Origin of the sequence: Streptomyces sp. NBC_01465 (genome assembly GCF_036227325.1) — a bacterium.
Classification (GTDB): domain Bacteria; phylum Actinomycetota; class Actinomycetes; order Streptomycetales; family Streptomycetaceae; genus Streptomyces.
This window is the reverse complement of record NZ_CP109467.1, coordinates 5,461,809-5,479,290: the sequence shown is the minus strand read 5'-3', so window position 1 is coordinate 5,479,290 and position 17,482 is coordinate 5,461,809. Positions and strand designations below refer to the sequence as shown.

12 protein-coding genes are annotated in these 17,482 nt (G+C 71.4%); 2 read left to right on the top strand and 10 right to left on the bottom strand.

Going from position 1 to position 17,482, the window contains the following annotated elements; translation table 11 throughout:
• The 8 genes from OG707_RS25865 to OG707_RS25830 form a co-directional block, all read right to left on the bottom strand.
• Positions 1-1,746, bottom strand: a complete 1,746-nt coding sequence (locus OG707_RS25865; protein ID WP_329122290.1) for an ABC transporter ATP-binding protein — start codon at positions 1,744-1,746, stop codon at positions 1-3.
• Positions 1,743-3,473: an ABC transporter ATP-binding protein gene (locus tag OG707_RS25860; protein ID WP_329122288.1), complete on the bottom strand. Its 1,731-nt coding sequence runs from the start codon at positions 3,471-3,473 to the stop codon at positions 1,743-1,745. Before OG707_RS25860 ends, OG707_RS25865 begins: the two co-directional genes overlap by 4 nt.
• 1,332 nt (positions 3,474-4,805) lie before the next feature.
• Positions 4,806-5,651 carry an ABC transporter ATP-binding protein gene (locus tag OG707_RS25855; protein WP_329122286.1) on the bottom strand — a complete coding sequence of 282 codons (846 nt, stop codon included), beginning with the start codon at positions 5,649-5,651 and terminating at the stop codon, positions 4,806-4,808.
• On the bottom strand, positions 5,648-6,640 hold the full coding sequence (locus tag OG707_RS25850) for an ABC transporter ATP-binding protein (RefSeq protein WP_329122284.1): 993 nt from the start codon (positions 6,638-6,640) through the stop codon (positions 5,648-5,650). The genes OG707_RS25855 and OG707_RS25850 overlap by 4 nt, the downstream gene beginning before the upstream one ends.
• A complete protein-coding gene (locus OG707_RS25845; protein ID WP_329122282.1) occupies positions 6,640-7,503 on the bottom strand; it encodes an ABC transporter permease in 864 nt (287 codons plus the stop codon). Before OG707_RS25845 ends, OG707_RS25850 begins: the two co-directional genes overlap by 1 nt.
• Entirely contained in the window at positions 7,500-8,417 is a 918-nt protein-coding gene (locus tag OG707_RS25840; RefSeq protein WP_443071390.1) for an ABC transporter permease, read from the bottom strand. The genes OG707_RS25845 and OG707_RS25840 overlap by 4 nt, the downstream gene beginning before the upstream one ends.
• A 47-nt stretch (positions 8,418-8,464) precedes the next feature.
• The gene (locus OG707_RS25835; protein WP_329122278.1) at positions 8,465-10,144 is read right to left on the bottom strand and encodes an ABC transporter substrate-binding protein; all 1,680 of its coding nucleotides are present in this window, start codon (positions 10,142-10,144) and stop codon (positions 8,465-8,467) included.
• A 71-nt stretch (positions 10,145-10,215) separates the two neighbouring features.
• Entirely contained in the window at positions 10,216-11,886 is a 1,671-nt protein-coding gene (locus tag OG707_RS25830) for an amidohydrolase (protein WP_329122276.1), read from the bottom strand.
• A 126-nt stretch (positions 11,887-12,012) separates the two neighbouring features.
• Between OG707_RS25830 and OG707_RS25825 the strand changes: the two genes are divergently transcribed.
• Positions 12,013-12,708 (top strand): TetR/AcrR family transcriptional regulator, encoded by a 696-nt coding sequence (locus OG707_RS25825; RefSeq protein WP_329122274.1) that lies wholly within the window; start codon positions 12,013-12,015, stop codon positions 12,706-12,708.
• 99 nt (positions 12,709-12,807) lie between these two features.
• On the opposite strand, the gene OG707_RS25820 is transcribed toward OG707_RS25825, so the two are convergent.
• Positions 12,808-14,220, bottom strand: a complete 1,413-nt coding sequence (locus OG707_RS25820; protein ID WP_329122272.1) for a carotenoid oxygenase family protein — start codon at positions 14,218-14,220, stop codon at positions 12,808-12,810.
• A gap of 90 nt (positions 14,221-14,310) precedes the next feature.
• Here OG707_RS25820 and OG707_RS25815 point away from each other — a divergent pair, with 90 nt between their 5' ends.
• A complete protein-coding gene (locus OG707_RS25815) occupies positions 14,311-16,908 on the top strand; it encodes a glycosyl hydrolase family 65 protein (RefSeq protein WP_329122270.1) in 2,598 nt (865 codons plus the stop codon).
• Here the strand turns inward: OG707_RS25815 and OG707_RS25810 are convergent.
• Positions 16,892-17,443: an isochorismatase family protein gene (locus OG707_RS25810; RefSeq protein ID WP_329122268.1), complete on the bottom strand. Its 552-nt coding sequence runs from the start codon at positions 17,441-17,443 to the stop codon at positions 16,892-16,894. The genes OG707_RS25815 and OG707_RS25810 overlap by 17 nt on opposite strands.
• Positions 17,444-17,482: the final 39 nt, after the last annotated feature.

Here is a 17,482-nt window from a genome sequence, read left to right as displayed (position 1 = left end):
TCAGACCCCGTGCCACGACTCCCACAGCGCCGCGTACGCTCCCCCGCCCGCGACCAGGTCGTCGTGCGTGCCCAGCTCGGCGATCCGCCCGTCCGCCATGACCGCCACCCGGTCCGCGTCGTGCGCGGTGTGCAGGCGGTGCGCGATCGCGATGACCGTACGGCCTTCCAGTACGGCGGCCAGCGCCCGTTCCGTGTGGCGGGCCGTCGTCGGGTCCAGGAGCGCGGTCGCCTCGTCGAGTATCAGGGTGTGCGGGTCCGCCAACACCACGCGCGCCAGGGCCAGTTGCTGGGACTGCGCGCCGTCCAGCTGCTGGCCGCCCGGGCCGCCGAGTTCCGCGTCGAGGTCGTCCGCCCACTCCGCGCCTACCACCGCGAGCGCCGCCCGCAGCTTGTCGTCGTCCGCGTCCGGGGCGGCGATCACCAGGTTGTCCCGTACGGTGCCGAGGAAGACATGGTGCTCCTGCGTGACCAGCACCACCTGGCGCCGCAGCTGCTCCGGATCGAGGCCGGCGACCGGGGTGCCGCCGACCGTCACACTGCCCTCGCGGGGCGCGTCGATACCCGCCAACAGCCGTCCCAGCGTGGACTTTCCGGCCCCGGACGGGCCGACGACCGCAAGACGCTCGCCCGGCCGCACCGTCAGGTCGACGCCGTGCAGGACGTCGCGCCCGCCGGCGTACGCATAGCGCGCGCCCGCGATCTCGATGCGGTCGTCCGCCGGGGGCGTCGACGCGCCGGGCTCCACGACCGGCACCTCGCCCAGCCCCTCCACCCGTGCGAACGCCGCCCCGCTGCTCTGCATCTGCTCGACCACGAACAGGATCGCGTTGAGCGGCTGCGACAACTGCTGGAAGTACACCGCCGAGGCCACCACCGCCCCCAGCGTCACCACCCCGTGCTGATGCAGTACGCCGCCGAGCAGCAGCACCGCCACCACCGGGACCACGTACGACACGTCCAGCGCCGGGAACAGCACGCTGCGCAGCGCCAGGGTCCGCTCCCGGGTGCGGCGGCTGCGCTCGACTGCCGTCTCCGCGGCGGCGATGCGCTGCTCCTGCAGGCCCAGCGCCTCGACCGTGCGCGCACCGGCGGCGGTGGTCGCCAGGACCTCGGTGAGCGCCGAGTTGGCCGCGCCCTCCGCGAGATACGCGGCGCGCGCCCGGCGCAGATACCAGCGGGTCGCGCAGAAGACCCCGACCAGGCCCACCAGACCGCACGCGCCGAGCAGCGGGTCGATGACCAGGACCGCGGCCAGGATGAACAGCGCCTGGACCGCGGCGACGAAGACATCGGGGGCGGCGTCGCGCAGGGTCGCGCCGACGGCCGTCACATCACTCGTACCGCGTGTCGTCAGGTCGCCTGTCCCCGCGCGCTCCACGACGGCGGAGGGCAGCGAGAGCGCCCGCTCCGTGTACCGCTCGCGCACTCGCGCCGAGGTCCGCTCGCCGAAGCGGTGGGCGAGGTAGCGGGCGTAGCGCGCGAAGACCATCTGGACCAGCGCGAAGACGACGACGAGCGCCGCGAACCGGTTGACCTCGGAGAGCGCGTGTCCACTCGTGCCGTCCGAGCGGATCGTGTCGATGATCCGGCCGAGCAGCCAGGGCGCCACCAACCCGGCTGCTGCGGCTGCCGAGTTGAGGCCGAGGACGGCGGCGAAGGCACGCCGGTCCGCCTTGATCAGTGCGTACGCGGCCCGGCGCACGGTGCGTGCGGCGGCGATCGGCAGTGCGGTGGCGCCGCTCATCGGGCGTCCTCCGTTTCCTCGGCGCCGCGCGAGACGAGCGCCCGGTATCCGGGTTCGGCGGCGAGCAGTTCGCGGTGGCTGCCGGTGGCGGCGACGCGTCCTTCGACCAGGTAGTGCACGTGGTGCGCCCGGTCGAGGAGCAGGGGCGAGGTGGTGGTGACGACGGTCGTACGGCCGGCGCGTGCGCTCCGCAGCCGGGCGGCGACCGCGGCTTCCGTATGCGCGTCGACGGCGGAGGTCGGCTCCACGGCGAGCAGCACTTCGGGGTCGGCGAGCAGGGCCCGTACGAGACGGACGCGCTGCCGCTGCCCGCCGGAGAGGTTGAGGCCCTGCGCGTCGATGGCGGAGCCGAGGCCGTCGGGCAGCCCCTGCACGATGTCCTCGGCGAGCGCGGCGTGCAGGGCGAGGCCCAGGGCCTCCTCGTCGCGTTCGGCGCGGCCGCCGACGACTTCGCGGAGGGGGCCGGAGAAGAGGTGCGCCTCGTTGTCCGCGACGACGATCCGCTCCCGGACCTCGGCCTGCGCGACCGCGTCGATGCGCAGCCCGCCCCACCGCACGTCGGAGTCGCCGAACCGCCCCAACCGGTCGACCACGTCCGCCGATTCGGCGGGCCTGGCGCTGACGAGCGCGGTGAGCGCGCGGGGCGCGATCTCGACGCCGGACGCGGGGTCGTGGAGTACGGAATGAGGCGTCGGCCCCGTCCCCGTGCCGCCGTCGGCGGCGGGCTCCATCTGCAGGAACCGTACGATGCGGCGGGCGGCGACCAGGCCGCGGCTGATGTCGTACCCGCCCTCGATGAAGAAGGTGACGGGGATGACGAGTACGGCGACGTACCCGTAGATGGCGGTCAACTGCCCGACGGAGATGGTCCCTTCGGCGGCCATGCGGGCGGCGAGCCAGGTCACGGCGGCGAGGAACAGGGCGGGCAGCCCGACGGCGAGGGCCTGGATCCAGCTGAAGACGGCGCCGACCTTGTAGCCCTCCGCCTGCAGGTCCTGTGAGCCCTGGCGATAACGCGTCAGGTACACCTCTTTGCCGCCGAGCCCGCTGAGCACGCGCAGCCCGCCGGCCATGTCGACGAACCGCGTCGACAGCCGCCCCTCCTTCTCCCGGTACGCGGACTCCGCGCCTTGCAGCCGCCCGAGCAACGGCCCCACGAGCACCGCGAGTACTGGGACCCCCACCAGCACCACGACGGCGAGCAGCGCGGAGACGGAGAGCAGCAGCCCGGCGATGACGAAGTACGCGATGACGGCGCCGACTCCGGGCCCGGTCACGGTCATGACGTTGGCGACGATCTGCACGTCGCGGATCCCGATGGTGACGACCTCCCCGGCGGTGACCCGCCGCCGCAGCACGGCCCCCAGCCGAACGGTCTGCCGCACGACGGCGCGCACGGTCCGGTACTGCGCGTCGAGCCGCGACCGGGTCATGGTCCGGTGCCGCATGATGCTCAGCCAGGCCATCACCAGCCCCACGGCGAGAAGGGCCGCGGTCCACCCGGCGAGGGCGCGCATGTCCTCTTTCTGCAGGCCGTCGTCGATGGCGCGGGAGAGGAGATAGGGCGGCAGGGCGAGCCCGACCATCCAGCTGGAGCCGAGCACGGCGGCGAGGACGGTACGGCGGCGCTGACTGACCACGAGCCACCAGAGGTAGCGGGGGGCGCTGCGGTGATCGGGGGCCGTGCGGTTGACCGCCCGTATCGAAGCCGCCGTCGAAACGCTCATCCCGTCCCCACCTCTACCGCTTACGATTCGTGCGGCCGTTCGATGACCAAGAACTTTGGAGCACGGTAACCCGTGGACATCCCGCGCGGCGGCCCCGGTACCGAGCGTGGGTGGTGGGCTTCGGGTGGGTGGGGCGGGTTGCGGTTTCGTTTCGCGCCTTCGGCGCACGGAATCTGGTTACAGCGAACAGGTGGGGGGCGGGCGCCGGACGCCGGTCGCGCGGGTTGGTTCGGTGCTGGGGTTGCGGGATGTACGACGCTGCGCGTCGTAGGCCTCGCCCTGGGGGCGAGTCCGTCTGGCTGCTGCCGCGTGGTGGTTGGGGTTTCGTGAACACCGCGATGCTCGTGCGGACCGGTTGTGCTGATCGGTTCATCTGCGGGGCACTTCGGCGGGGGGTGAGCGTTACAGCGTCCGGGATGGAGCTCCGCTCCCCGGGGTGGTGGCGGATGTCGCACCACTTGCATGGGCTGCCGGTCTGGTCTTGGCGTCAACGGGCCGTTGGTTGATGGGTGTTCATGCCCCGCTGGTCGCTGTCCGGTGGCCGGATGGGGTGTTACCTCGGGTTACTGTCGGAAACGGACAGGCATAGCGGACATATGGGTGCGCCTGGTGTCCATTTCCGGCCGCAACGGGCAACTGGCGTCGACTCCGGCTACTCCGAGATACGTAGGTCCGGTCCCGCCGGACCTACGTATCTCGCAGTGGCAGCCACGCCACCCAAAGCAGCGCAAAAGGTGCATGCTGGGCGGTGGTGGGAGAGGGTGTGGCGCGGAAGTTCGGCGGGACCGAACTTCCGCGCCACAGGACCCTTCGCACCCCCTTCGCACCCGCGAGGCGCTTCGCCCGCCCCACCACCCACCGGGCAGTGACCAGCGGGGCATGAAGTCGAGCCAACGGGCGGGTGGTTGACGCCGAGCCGAGAGCAACTGCCCCATTCAAGTGGTGCGCCAACCGGCCACCGCGCACCCATCGCGCCCCGGGCCACCAGGACCGTGCCGCCGTTGCGGGCGCAGCCCGCACCCCGACACCGGCCCACCGCCCGCAGCCCCGGCCCCAGCCCGACCCCCGCCGTTCCCGGTCCGGGCTACCCCCACCCCAGATCCCCGTACACGTGCGGCCAGGCCTCCCTGCCGACCGATAGCCGCCAACCCCAGCGCTGGAGGGGCCGGAGTCAAGGGTGGAGCGAAGCGGAATCGCGCAGCGACGCGACGAAGTCGCGCCCTTTACTCCGGACCCGGAAGCGCGCACACTCCCGGCGTCGGTTGACAGGGAGACCCACCCCACGAAGCCCCCGACAAGCGGAGCCGGGTAGGAGCCGAGCCCCACCACCCCCTAAGCCGCCAGCTCCCTGCGCCGTGCGCTGATCGAGTCCGGGTCCCAGCCGGGGCGGGGGACCGACGCCAACAGCAGTTTCGTGTAGGGGTGTTCGGGGGATTCCAGGAGGTCTGCCACCGGGCGGTGTTCCATCGTCCTGCCCCGGTACAGGACCAGTGCCTCGTCGCACACGTAGCGCACCACCGCCAGGTCGTGGCTGACGAAGACCAGGCCGATGCCGGTGTCCCTGCGGATGTCGGAGAGCAGGTTGAGCACCTGGGCCTGTACCGACACGTCCAGCGCCGAGACCGCCTCGTCCAGGACCAGGACTGCGGGCTCGACCGCCAACGCCCTTGCGATCGCCGCGCGTTGGCGCTGGCCGCCCGAGAGTTGGCGGGGCAGCGCCGCTGCCTCGCGCTCGCCCAGGCCCACCTGCGCGAGGAGCTCCCGCGACCTCGCCGCCCGCGCCGCCGGGTCGCGGTGGCCGTGCAGGCGCAGCACTCCGTCGAGGGTCGCGCCGATGCTGATGCGGCCGTCCAGGGAGAGGTACGGGTCCTGGAAGACGATCTGGACCGCCTTCGCCCGGGCGAGACGGGCCGCCTTCCCCCGTACGGTCGCGGCCAGCGGTTCGCCCTGCACCAGGATCCGGCCCGCGTCGGGGCGCTCCAGACCGATCAGCATCCGGGCCGTCGTGGTCTTGCCCGAGCCGGACTCCCCCACGATGCCGAGCGCCCCGCCCTGCGGGAGGACGAACGAGAGGTCGTCCACCGCGACCAGCTCCGACGTCCCTCCGGTCCGGTACGTCTTGCGCAGGCCGCTCACCTGGAGCAGGGGGTGTACGGATGGCGCTTCTGCGGTGGTCAACTGACCTCCTCCGTAAGGGTGTTCAGTACCTCGTCGGCCCGGTGGCACGCGACCAGCGTCGCGCCGTGCTCGGTCAGCGGCGGCGGTGACTGGTCGCAGAGCCCGGGCTGCGCGAAGCGGCAGCGGGGCGCGAAGGCGCAGCCGGGCGCCGTGTCCAGCAGGCCCATCGGGGCGCCGGGGATCGGGGTGAGGCGGGCCGGCGGACCCTGCGGCGCCGTCAGCGGCGGGGTCGAGCCGAGCAGGCCCGCCGTGTACGGGTGGCGGGGGGTCGCGAAGAGCTCGGCCGTGGTCGCGGTCTCCACGATCCGGCCCGCGTACATGACGTAGATCCGGTCGCAGGCGGCCGCCGCCAGCTCGATGTCGTGCGTGATCAGGAGCAGACCCAGGTCGCGTTCGCGCTGGAGCCGTCCCAGGATCGCCATGATCTCGGCCTGGGTGGAGACGTCGAGCGCGGTGGTCGGTTCGTCGCAGAGGAGCAGGCGGGGCTCCACCATGAGCGCGCCGGCGATCATGACGCGCTGGAGCATGCCGCCGGAGAGTTCGTGCGGGTACTGGCGGAGGTGCCGGGGCGGGTCGGGGAGGCCCACCGCGCCGAGGAGTTCGACGGCGCGGGCGTTCGCCCGGTCCTTCGCCCAGCCCTGGCCGACGCGCAGCGACTCGGTGAGGAAGTCGCCGATGCGGCGGACCGGGTTGATGCCCGCCCGAGGGTCCTGGAAGATCATCGACGCCTTGCCGGTGCGTACCGTCCGCAGATCGGCGGCGCTCGCGCCCACCAACTCCGTTCCGTCGACGCTGACTTGACCGTCGAGTGCAGCACCTGCCGGGAACAGGCCGAGTGCGGCCCGCGCCGTGACGGACTTCCCCGAACCCGACTCGCCCACCAGCGCGACGACTTCACCTGCGGACACCGTCAGGTCGATCCCGTCGAGGACAGGACGGGCCGTGCCGGGCAGGGTGATGCTCAGGTTCTCGTATTCGAGCAGTGCCATCAGGATTCCCTCCCCGCGAGCCGGTCGCCGAAGTTCTCCCCGACGATGTTGAAGGCGACGACCACGAGCACGACGGCCACCGCGGGCACGACCGCGGAGAGCGGCTGCCCCTGGAGCACGGCGGCCTGGCTCTGGTTGATCATCGCGCCCCAGTCGGGTGTCGGAGGCTGGACGCCCAGGCCCAGGAAGGACAGGGCGGCCAGGTCGAGCAGCGCGTAGCCGAAGTTGACGGTGGACTGGGCGAGCACGGTCGGGCCGATGTTGGGCAGGAGGCGGCGGACCGCGACGTACAGCGCGGAGTGCCCCTGCACGCGGTAGGCCGCGATGTACGGCCTGGCCTGCTCCTGCATCGCGAGTCCGCGCACCAGCCGTGCGGTGTACGGCATGTACGCCACCGACATCGCGATCACCGGTGCCGTCATCCCCTTCCCGAAGACCGCCACCGCGAGGATCGCGACCAGCAGCGCCGGGAAGGCGAAGACGACGTCGAGGAGCCGCCCGATCAGGGTGTCGGCCCAGCCGCCCCGCCACGCCGTGAACAGGCCGACGGCGATGCCGGTCACGGTCGAGAAGACGACCACGAGGAGCGGTCCGACCAGGCTCGTACGGCTTCCCTCGATGAGGGCGGAGAGCGTGTCGTGCCCGCCCTGGTCGGTGCCCAGCCAGTGGCCGGCGCCCGGGCCGACCAGACCCGCGCCCAGCTCCCCGTACGTCGGATCCTGCGGTGCGAGCCACGGCGCGAAAGCGGCGACCAGTACGAACAGGACGAGCAGCCCCAGACACAGATTCTGGAGCCAACCGCCGCCCAGCGTCCGCAACTTGGTGACCGGACCGCTCAGCACCCCTGCTGCAGATGCGCTCATCGTGCGCTCCCCGCTGCGGCCACCCGCGGATCGATCAGCGGATGGACCAGGTCCACCAGCGCGTTGACGACGACGAACGCGGCCACGACGAGCAGCACGATCGCCTGCACCACCTGGAAGTCCATCTGGTTGACGGACGTGATCAGCAGCGAGCCGATGCCCGACATGCCGAACGCGGTCTCCACGATCGACGTGCTGACGAGCATCCCGGAGATGAGGAGGGCTGAGACGGTGACGATCGGGCCGAGCGCGTTGCGCAGGACGTGCCGTCTGATCACCGTCCACCGCGGGGTGCCGCGGCTCACCGCGACCTCGACGTGTTCACGGCCGAGTTCCTCCAGCATCGAGGAGCGGGTCACCCGGGTCACCAGCGCCATGAACGTCACCGACAGGGCGATCGCCGGAAGGATGACGTGATGGAGCCGGTCCAGTACGCCCGTGCCGTTGCCGATCGTCGGGAACCAGCCCAGCTTCACGCCGAACACCGACCGCAGCAGCAGCGCCGCGACGAACGCGGGAGCCGCCGCCCCCACCGTCACCAGCAGCATCAGCGCGGAGTCGGTACGGGTGCCGCGGCGCAGCGCGCCGAGCATCCCCGACGCGATGCCGACCACCCCGATGAGCACGGCCGAGGCCGCGATCAGCAGGAGGGTGGCGGGCAGCCGGGAGGCGAGGACGGAGGAGACGTCCTGGTGGAAGACGTAACTGCGGCCGAAGTCGCCGTGCAGTACGCCGCCCAGCCAGTCCCAGTAGCGGACGAAGAACGGCTGGTCGAAGCCGTACTGGTGGCGGATCTGGGCGAGTTCGTCCGGGCCGGCGCTGCGGCCGCGGATCAGGAAGCTCGCCGGATCTCCGGGCGCCAGGTACAGCGAGGAGAACACCAGGAACGAGGTGACCAGGAGGGTCGCGGCCATTCCGGCCAGTCTGCGCAGGCCACCGAGCGCCCGCGTAGCGGAACGGCTCACTTCTTGGCCCCGATCTCGGCCGCCCACGGGTAGTAGAGGAAGGCGACCGAGGGCTGCACACCGGTGATCTTGTTGCCGAGGAAGACGCTCGTGGGCGTCGTGTAGAGCGGCAGCCACGGCAGTTCGCGCAGGGCGATCTTCTGCGCCTCGGCGTTGAACTCGTTGCGCTTGGCCGGGTCGTACTCGGCTCCGGCCTTCTCTACGGCCGCGTCGAACTCCTTGTTGGACCACTGGCCGTAGTTGGTGAACATGCCGGTCTCCAGCGATCCGTACATGTCGATCGGGTCGGTGACCGACGTGTACCAGAACGTCATGAAGAGGTCGATGCCCTTGCGGGCGGCCGGGTCGGTGAAGAGCGTCGAGTACTTCTCCGGGGAGAGCGTCTCGATCTTCGGGTCGAGGCCGATGGCCTTCGCGGCCTGCTCGACGGCCTGCGCGATGATCGTCGTCTGCGAGTCGAGCGGGCTGGTCGCGATGACGACGCGCTTGCCCGTCACCCCGGCCTTCTCGGCGATCTTCTTGGCCGCGGCCGGGTCGTACGCGTACTTCGGTACGTCGGCGACGAGGGCCTTGCGCCGGTCCTCGGGCGACTGGTTCCACATGTTGTCGGTGACGAGCGAGTCGGAGACCTTGCCGACGCCGTGCGCGCCGGCCTTCACGATGCCCTTGCGGTCGATGGCCATGAGCAGCGCCTTGCGCACCTCGGTCTTGCCGAGCGGGCCCTTGAGGTTGGAGACGACCTCGTCGGTGACGGTGGTGTTGGTGCCGTAGTAGAGCTTGCCCGCCGTGGAGGTGGAGAGCTGGCTGTAGGCGTCGGCCGGGATCATCCAGCCGCCGTCGACCTCACCGCTCTGGAAGGCGTTGACGCGGGTCGTCGCGTCGCTCAGGAACACGAACTTGACCTGGTTCGCCTTGGCCTTGAGCTTGGTGTCCCAGTAGCCGTCGAACTTCTTCAGGGTCAGCGACTGGCCGGAGCTCCAGGAGCCGAAGGAGAACGGACCGGTGCAGTTCACGCCGCCCTTGGGACTGCCGTAGTCCTTGCCCGCCTTTTTGAGGGTGGCGGCGGACTCGACGGTGCCGGAGCTGTTGGCCATCTGCTGGTTGAAGGCCGCGTCGGGCTTGGTGAGCTTGACGGTGACTTCCAACGGCCCTGATGTGGCGATGGACTTCACATTGCGGAAGGTGTTCGCCCAGGCGGCGCCGACGGCCGGGTCCATCTGGCGGCGCAGGGATGCGACGACGTCGTCCGCGGTGAGCACGGTCCCGTCGTGGAAGTGGACACCGGGGCGGATCTTGTAGACCCAGGTGGTGGGGTCCGGGTTGCTGTACGAGGTCGCGAGGCCGGGCGACGTCGTCAGATCCGGGTTCCAGCGCAGGAGGCTCTCGCAGACGTTGGAGAGGACCTGGTTCGGCGGGAAGTCGAAGGCGTACGCGTAGTCGAGCGAGGCGGGCTCGGCGTAGATCGACCAGGTGAAGGAGTTGATGGGGCCTGCTGCCGCGGGCGTCTTCGCGGTGAGTTGGTACGGGGTGGACGCACCGGAGCCCTTGGTGGGGTGCGCCGTGCCGCTGCAGGCGGCGGTGACGAGCAGGGCGGACGCGGCGAGGACGGTGCCTGCGACGCGGCGGAGGGGTCTGGCGGTGGCGGGAGATGCTGGTGCTGCGGGAGTTGAGGGCATCGTCTACCTCTGTCCGGGGCGGGGTGGTGGCGTGGTGACGTACGCGGCGGGGTGGGATCGGGCGTGCGGGATCAGTCCGTAGCGCTGAAGACGAGGTCGCCCTCGATGTACGTCCGGCTGACGCGGGTCTCGGCGATCTCCTCGGCGGGGTGCGCGAAGGGGTCGCGGTCCAGGACGACGAGGTCGGCGTATTTGCCGGGCTCGATGGTGCCGGTCTCCTCGTCGAGGTGGTTCACCCACGCGGTGCCTGCGGTGTACGCGGTCATCGCCTGGGCGAGGGTGATGGCCTGCTCGGGGTAGAACGGCGGGTGCACCTGGCCGTCGGACTCCTCCGCAGGGACGGCGCGGTTGACCGCGACATGGATGCCCCACAGCGGGTTGGGGCTGCTGACAGACCAGTCGCTGCCGGCGACGAGGCGGGCGCCCGCACGTGCCAGGTCTCCGAAGGGGTACTGCAGGGCGGCCCGTTCGGGCCCCAGGAAGGGGATCGTCAGCTCGTCCATTTGCGGTTCGTGCGCGGCCCACAGCGCCTGGATGTTCGCGGCGACGTCCAGGTCGGCGAAGCGCTTGATGTCGTCGGGGTGGACGACCTGGAGGTGGGCCATGTGGTGGCGGTTGTCGTTCGCACCGTTGGCGGCGCGGGCTGCTCCGAGCGCGTCGAGTGCCTCGCGTACGGCACGGTCGCCCAGTGCGTGGAAGTGGACCTGGAAGCCCGAGCGGTCGAGGGCGGTGACCGCCTCGGTGAGCAGGGCCGGCTCGATGAAACTCAGCCCTGAATTGCCGGTGGGGCAGCCGCAGTTGTCGAGGTAGGGCTCCAGCATTCCGGCGGTGAAGTTCTCCGCGACGCCGTCCTGCATGATCTTCACGGAGGTGGCGTTGAAGCGGCCGGCCCGTCCCGTACGACGGCGCTCCTCGATGTCCGGTATCTGGTCCATCCCGCGTTCGCGGTCCCACCACAGGGCGCCGACGACCCGGGCACGCAGCGAGCCGTCGCGGGCCGCGCGCAGATAGACGCCGAAGTTGTCCGGGCTGCCGGGGAAGGCGCCGATCATGGCGTCCTGCCAGCTGGTCACCCCGAGTGAGAACAAGTACTCCTGGGCGGCGAGCAGTCCGGCGCGCGCCTCGTCGAGCGTCGCCACGGGTACGTGACGGGCGACCAGCTCGACGGCGCCCTCCTGGAGGGTGCCGGCCGGGGTGCCGTCGGGCTCGCGCTCGATCCGTCCGTCCACGGGGTCGGGGGTGTCGCGGTCGACGCCCGCGATCTCCAGGGCGCGGGAGTTGACCCAGGCGCCGTGGCCGTCGCGGTTGGTGAGCAGCACGGGCCGGTCGGGGACCACCGCGTCCAGCATGGCGCGGGTCGGCGTGCCGCCGGGGAAACTGTCCATCGACCAGCCGCCGCCGCGGATCCAGGGTGCGTCCGGGTGCTCCTCGGCGTACTGGCCGACGACCGCGAGGCATCCCTCGGCGGTGTTCTGCGCGCTCTGGTCGCAGCCGAGCATCTGGATCCCGCCGACCACGGGGTGGATGTGCGCGTCCTGGAACCCGGGCACAAGGAGTCCGCCCGCCAGGTCGACGACCTCCGTGGACGACCCCGCGAGCGAGCGCACGGTGGTCGCGTCGGCGACGGCGAGGATCCGTCCGTCCCGTACGGCGACGGCTGCCTCGACCGGGGTGGTCCCGGTTCCGGTGAAGACCCGCCCTCCCACGAAAACGGTGTCGGCCTGCTGGCTGGTGTTCGCCATCGACGCATCCTCCGGCTCGGCGGGGCGGGCCCGCTGGCTTGTGTTGAGGAGGAGTGAACGGCAGCGCAACACTGTTGTCAACGGTGTTGCGCCAAGGCCGTATCCGATCGATACACTGGGCGCACCATGCCGACGACACCCGCCACCACAGCCCGTTCCAAGCGCGCGGGCAGCCAGCTGACGCCCGACGCGATCATCGAGGCGAGCCTGCGCATCGCCGCCCGCGGAAGCGAGGACGCCTTCACCGTCCGGCGCCTGGGCGAGGAGCTCGGCGCCGACCCGACCGCGATCTACCGGCACTTCCGCGACAAGGACGAACTGCTGCTCTCGGTCGCCGACCGCACGCTCGGCGAGGTGCTCGACAGCATCCCCGAGGGCCTCGGCTGGCAGGACCGGATCCGGGCGCTGGCCGCGGGATCACTCGAAGTCGCCCTGAAATACCCGGTGGTGGGCTCGGCCATGACCAGCCGGACCACCCGGCGCCCGCATGAGTTCCGGGTGGTGGAGCTGATCCTCGGGGCCGTCATGGAGGCCGGCCTGGAGGGACCCGAGGCGGCCGTCCACTACCGCATGGTCGGCGACTCGATCCTCGCGTACGTCGGGCAGCAGGCGTCCTACCTGCTGTTCGCCCCGGAGGCCCGCGCGGCCGACGAGTCCTCCTGGAGCCGGGAGTACCGCTCGGTCGCCCCGGCGGAGTTCCCCAACATCACGCTGCTGAACGCCGAACTGCCCGAGGTGACGGACGAGAAGATCTTCCGCCTCCAGGTGGAGGCGCTGATCGCCGCGATCGAGACCCGGGCGCTGGCGCTGCGCGCCGAATAGCCCGAAGCACCGCGGCCGCTGCCTCCGTGCCGCAACGGGCCGCCCCGGCCGGGACGGGGTCCGCGCGCACCGCGCGGACTTCCCATATTTACCGGCTTGTTACGCCTCGGCCGGTATCCAGTTGCCGTGGAAGCCGGTCGGTACCCGGACCGGCAGATGGATCCGCGCCACCGGTTCGGCCGTGAAGTCGCCGGCGGCCAGGACCACCAGGTCCGTCGCCTGCCGGTCGGGGTCGAACGCATAGGCCAGCACCCAGCCGTCGTCCTCCGCCGCGTCCGGCGACGCCGGGACGAAGACGCCTTCGCCCACGTCCCCGTCGGGGTGGAAGCGGTGGATCTCGGCTCCGCCCGATGTCAGGTCGTACTTGATCAGGCCGATCCCCGCCTGCTCGTAACCGCCCTCCTGCAGCGCGTGCCGCGCCGCGGCGAACCCTTCGCGCGGCTCCAGCACCCCGTACCCGAACCGGTGTTGACCCGTGGCCCGGCGCGGGTCGACGCGCGGGAACTCGATCGGTCGGTCGTCCAGCGTCTCCGTCCGCACCCGGCCGGCCGCCAGGTCGATGGTCCAGCGCTCCAGCCGCGGCGGGCAGTCGTCGGGGCCCTGCACGCCGCCCCGGCTCCGGTCGAAGATCTTCTCGTACCGCACGAGGTCGACGACGATCCGCTGTCCGCCGTCCGTCTCGTACGCGTTCATCGGGTGGAAGACGAAGCACGGATCGATGTCCAGCCAGCGCACGTCCTCGGCCCCGCCGTCCCTGGGCAGCACCCCGATCCGCGCCTGCTTCCGGTCGTCCCAGCCGTACGGGAACGTCGAACCGGCGGTGGCCGCCTCCATGGAGAAGCCCACCGGCAGGTCGTACAGCAGCACATACCGCTCCGTCAGGGAGAAGTCGTGCATCATCGGGCTGCCTTCGACGGGTATGTCGACGTGCCGCTTGATCCGGCCGTCCACACCCGCCACCAGGTACTGCACGTACGGGTACGTCCAGCAGTACGCGACCGCGTGCAGCTCCCCGTTCACCGGGTCGACCACCGTGTGCGCGGCGAAGCCGCCCGGCAAGGTGCCCTGGAAGTCGTACGGGCCAAGGGTGTTGAGCTCGTCGTCGAGTTCGTACGGAAGGGATCCGCCCTCGACCGTGGCGAGATTGCGCCCCGCGAAACGCAGGATGTGGGTGTTGGCCCCGAAGTCCATGTCCTGGTGGCGCGGCCCGTTGAACGGCTTCTCGCCGAGCCGCTCGGCGACCTTGTCGCTGCGCACCCACCGGTTGCGGTACCACTCGGCGCGCCCGTCCCGCAGCCGCACTCCGTGCACCATTCCGTCGCCGGTGAACCAGTGGTGCGCCGCCGGGTCGTCGACCCCCAGCGGGTTCGGCCCGTTGCGCAGATAGCGGCCGTTCAGGGCGTCCGGAATGCGCCCCGTCACTTCGAGGCCGTGCGCCGTCACCTCTTCCCTCACGGGAGCGAAGATGCCGCTCAGATAGGGGTTCGCCTGGTTCTCCGGACCGTCCTTCATGACTCCACCATCCACCCATCCAGGGGACTGTGCAGGCGCGTCCCGCCCGCCGGGCCGGACGCCGATTCCGTGGTCTTACATGGTCGTGCGATGAGTCTCTTGCGCACACGCACCCGCATGTCGCTGATCACCGCACCCCTGCTCAGCGGCACGCTGATCGCCGCTGCCGTACCCCCCTCGCCCTCCCCCGTCTCCCCTGCGGCCGCAGCCGCACCGGCCGTCCCCGCCTGCGGCAAGGAGGCGGACGGCTGGTCGCTGACCTCCACGCGCCCCGATCCGACGGTCGGTCAGCATCCTTACATCGGAAACGGATATCTCGGCCACCGGGTTCCCGCCCTCGGCACCGGATACCAGGGCTCCGAAGACCCGAGCGGCTGGCCCCTCTACACCCCCCGCTACGACGGGGCGTTCGCCGCCGGCCTCTACGCCCACAACTCCCGCTCCGACGCCGACCGCCAGGCCGTCGCCGCCCTCCCCACCTGGACCGGCCTCGAAGCGGGCCTCGGCCCCGGCACGGCATCGCACTACCGCCAGACCCTCTTCATGGCCTGCGGAGTGGTCCGCACCTCCTACACCTGGACGGGCCGCGACGGCCGTACGACCGACCTGTCCTACGAGGTCCTCGCCGACCGCAGCGACGTGCACACCGGCGCCGTGCGCCTGCGCCTCACCCCGCGCTGGACCGGCGCCGCGACCGTCACCGACCGCATCGACGGCCGGGGCGCCCGCCGCATCACCGCCGCCGGAGCAGCCGGAGCAGCCGCCGCCGGCCGTACGACGTCGGTCTCCTTCCGCGCCGACGGCACGCACACACCGGGCACGGTCGCCTCAACCCTCGTACCGGCCAAGGGAATTCACCCCACCTCCGAGCACCGCTCCGCCTCCGGCCTGAGCGCCGCCCGCGCCCTCATCTTCCCCGTCCGCACCGGCACCACGTACGAGATCGCCAAGCACATCGGCGTCGACACCACCCTCACCCGCGCCACCGAGGCCTCCCGCCGGGCGGCCGCCCGCGGCTGGCGGGCCGTCCACAGCGGGAACGCGTCCGCCTGGGCCAAGCTGTGGGCGTCCGACATCACCGTCCCCGGGCAGCCCGACCTCCAGGCGTGGGTGCGCTCGGCGCAGTACGGACTCTTCGCCAACTCCCGCCCGGGCTCCGCCGATTCGCTCTCCCCCGTGGGCCTGACCAGCGACAACTACGCGGGCGAAATCTTCTGGGACGCCGAGACCTGGATGTTCCCCGGCCTCCTCGCCACCCGCCCCGAGCTCGCCAAATCCGTCGTCGACTACCGCTTCCGCACCCGCGCCGCCGCAGCGGTCAACGCCCGGAAGCTCGGCTTCAAGGGCCTGTTCTACCCCTGGACGTCCGGCAGCAAGGGCGACAACTGGGCCGAGTGTCACAGCTGGAACCCACCCCACTGCATCATGCAGACCCACCTCCAGGGCGACATCTCCCTCGCCGTCTGGCAGTACTACCTGGCGACCGGCGACGGGCAGTGGCTGAAGGAGCGCGGCTGGCCGCTCCTCAAGGGCATCGCCGACTACTGGACCTCGCGCGTCACCAAGAACGACGACGGCTCGTACTCGATCAAGCTGGTCGCGGGCCCCGACGAGTACAGCAACGGCGTCACCGACGGCGTCTACACCAACGCCGTCGCGGCCACCGCCCTGCGCAACGCGGCCCGCGCCGCCACCCTCCTCGACACCGAAGCCCCGGCCGCGTGGTCGGAGATCGCGGACCGGCTCCGTATCCCGTACGACAACAAGGCGGGCGTCTTCGAGCAGTACGCGGGGTACGACGGCTCCCTCATCAAGCAGGCCGACACGGTCCTGCTCCTCTACCCCCTCGACTGGAAGATGACGAAGCAGCAGGCGGCCCGCACCCTCGCCTACTACGCCCAGCGCACCGACCCGGCAGGCCCCGCCATGACGGACTCGGTCCACGCGGTCGCATCGGCGGCGATCGGCAGCCCCGGCTGCGCGACGTACACCTACCTCCAGCGCGCCATCCGCCCTTACGTACGAGGGGACTTCGACCTCTTCTCGGAGGCGAAGGGCGACAAGGCGGGCGCCCACGACGCCCTCGCGGGGCACCCGGCGATGGACTTCCTGACCGGCAAGGGCGGCTTCCTGCAGACCTTCACGCACGGGCTGACGGGGCTGCGCGTCCAGGAGGACGGCGTCCACCTGGACCCGATGCTGCCGCCCCAACTCCCGCAGGGCACCACGCTCCACGGGCTGCACTGGCAGGGCCGTACGTACTCCGTGGCGATCGGCGCGAAGACCACCCGGGTCACGCTCACCCGCGGCGCGCCCTTCACGCTCCACACCCCCAAGGGCGCCCGAAAGCTGACCACCACCCTCGAACTGCCCACCCGCCGCCCGGACTTGACCCCTACCACCAACACGGCCCGCTGCCGCCCGGCGACGGCCACCTCCGAGCAGCCCGGCTTCTACGCGGCCGCAGCCGTGGACGGCGACGCCGCGACCACCTGGTCACCGGACCCAGCGGCGAAGACGGCGACGCTCACGGTGGACCTCGGCCCGGGCACCGGCAAGGCGAAGATCACCCCGTCCTGGGAGAAGCGCCCGACGTCGTTCACGGCCACGCAGAAAGGCCGGCTCGTCCACCTCACGGTGAACGGACCGGCCGTCCTGCGGGAGTTGAAGGTCAGCCGAGGAGCTTGACGATCGCGTCGGCGGTGTCGGTCTCGCCGAGCCGCGGGAAGATGTGCGCGACGCTGTTGGCGTGCGTCTCGGCCTTCAGGTCGGTGATGGCGTCGGTGGCGACGGTCACGTGGTAGCCGTGCTCCTGCGCCGACCGCGCCGTCGCCTCGACGCCGATGCTCGTCGCGATGCCGCCGACGACGACCTGGGTCACGCCGCGGCGGCGCAGCTGCATGTCGAGGTCGGTGCCGTAGAAGGCGCCCCAGGTCTGCTTGGTGACGACGATGTCGCTGTCCTGCCGGTCGAGCTCGGGGACGAGCTCGACCCAGTCGGCCGGCGGGGTGCCCTGGGCCGGAGGCTGCTCGTTGCGGCCGGGGGCGCCGCCGGTCACCCGTACGAGAACGACGGGCAGCCCGCGCTCGCGGAAAGCGGCGGCGAGAAACGCGGCACGCTCGACGACGTCGGCGGCGGGGTGGGCGAGCGGAAGCCCGACGATCCCCTTCTGGAGGTCGACGAGGACGAGCGCGGTCTTGGCGTCAAGTGCCGTTGCGGTCATGGGGGTTGCTCACTTTCGTCAATGCTGTAGGGGGAATGA

Bases quoted from the DNA above. Each gene is read 5' to 3' on its own strand.
- OG707_RS25850 (WP_329122284.1), bottom strand. From the start codon at position 6,640: ATGGCACTGCTCGAATACGAGAACCTGAGCATCACCCTGCCCGGCACG.
- OG707_RS25810 (WP_329122268.1), bottom strand. From the start codon at position 17,443: ATGACCGCAACGGCACTTGACGCCAAGACCGCGCTCGTCCTCGTCGAC.
- OG707_RS25845 (WP_329122282.1), bottom strand. From the start codon at position 7,503: ATGAGCGCATCTGCAGCAGGGGTGCTGAGCGGTCCGGTCACCAAGTTG.
- OG707_RS25860 (WP_329122288.1), bottom strand. From the start codon at position 3,473: ATGAGCGTTTCGACGGCGGCTTCGATACGGGCGGTCAACCGCACGGCC.
- OG707_RS25830 (WP_329122276.1), bottom strand. From the start codon at position 11,886: ATGGCGAACACCAGCCAGCAGGCCGACACCGTTTTCGTGGGAGGGCGG.
- OG707_RS25840 (WP_443071390.1), bottom strand. From the start codon at position 8,417: ATGGCCGCGACCCTCCTGGTCACCTCGTTCCTGGTGTTCTCCTCGCTG.
- OG707_RS25820 (WP_329122272.1), bottom strand. From the start codon at position 14,220: ATGAAGGACGGTCCGGAGAACCAGGCGAACCCCTATCTGAGCGGCATC.
- OG707_RS25815 (WP_329122270.1), top strand. From the start codon at position 14,311: ATGAGTCTCTTGCGCACACGCACCCGCATGTCGCTGATCACCGCACCC.
- OG707_RS25825 (WP_329122274.1), top strand. From the start codon at position 12,013: ATGCCGACGACACCCGCCACCACAGCCCGTTCCAAGCGCGCGGGCAGC.
- OG707_RS25865 (WP_329122290.1), bottom strand. From the start codon at position 1,746: ATGAGCGGCGCCACCGCACTGCCGATCGCCGCCGCACGCACCGTGCGC.
- OG707_RS25835 (WP_329122278.1), bottom strand. From the start codon at position 10,144: ATGCCCTCAACTCCCGCAGCACCAGCATCTCCCGCCACCGCCAGACCC.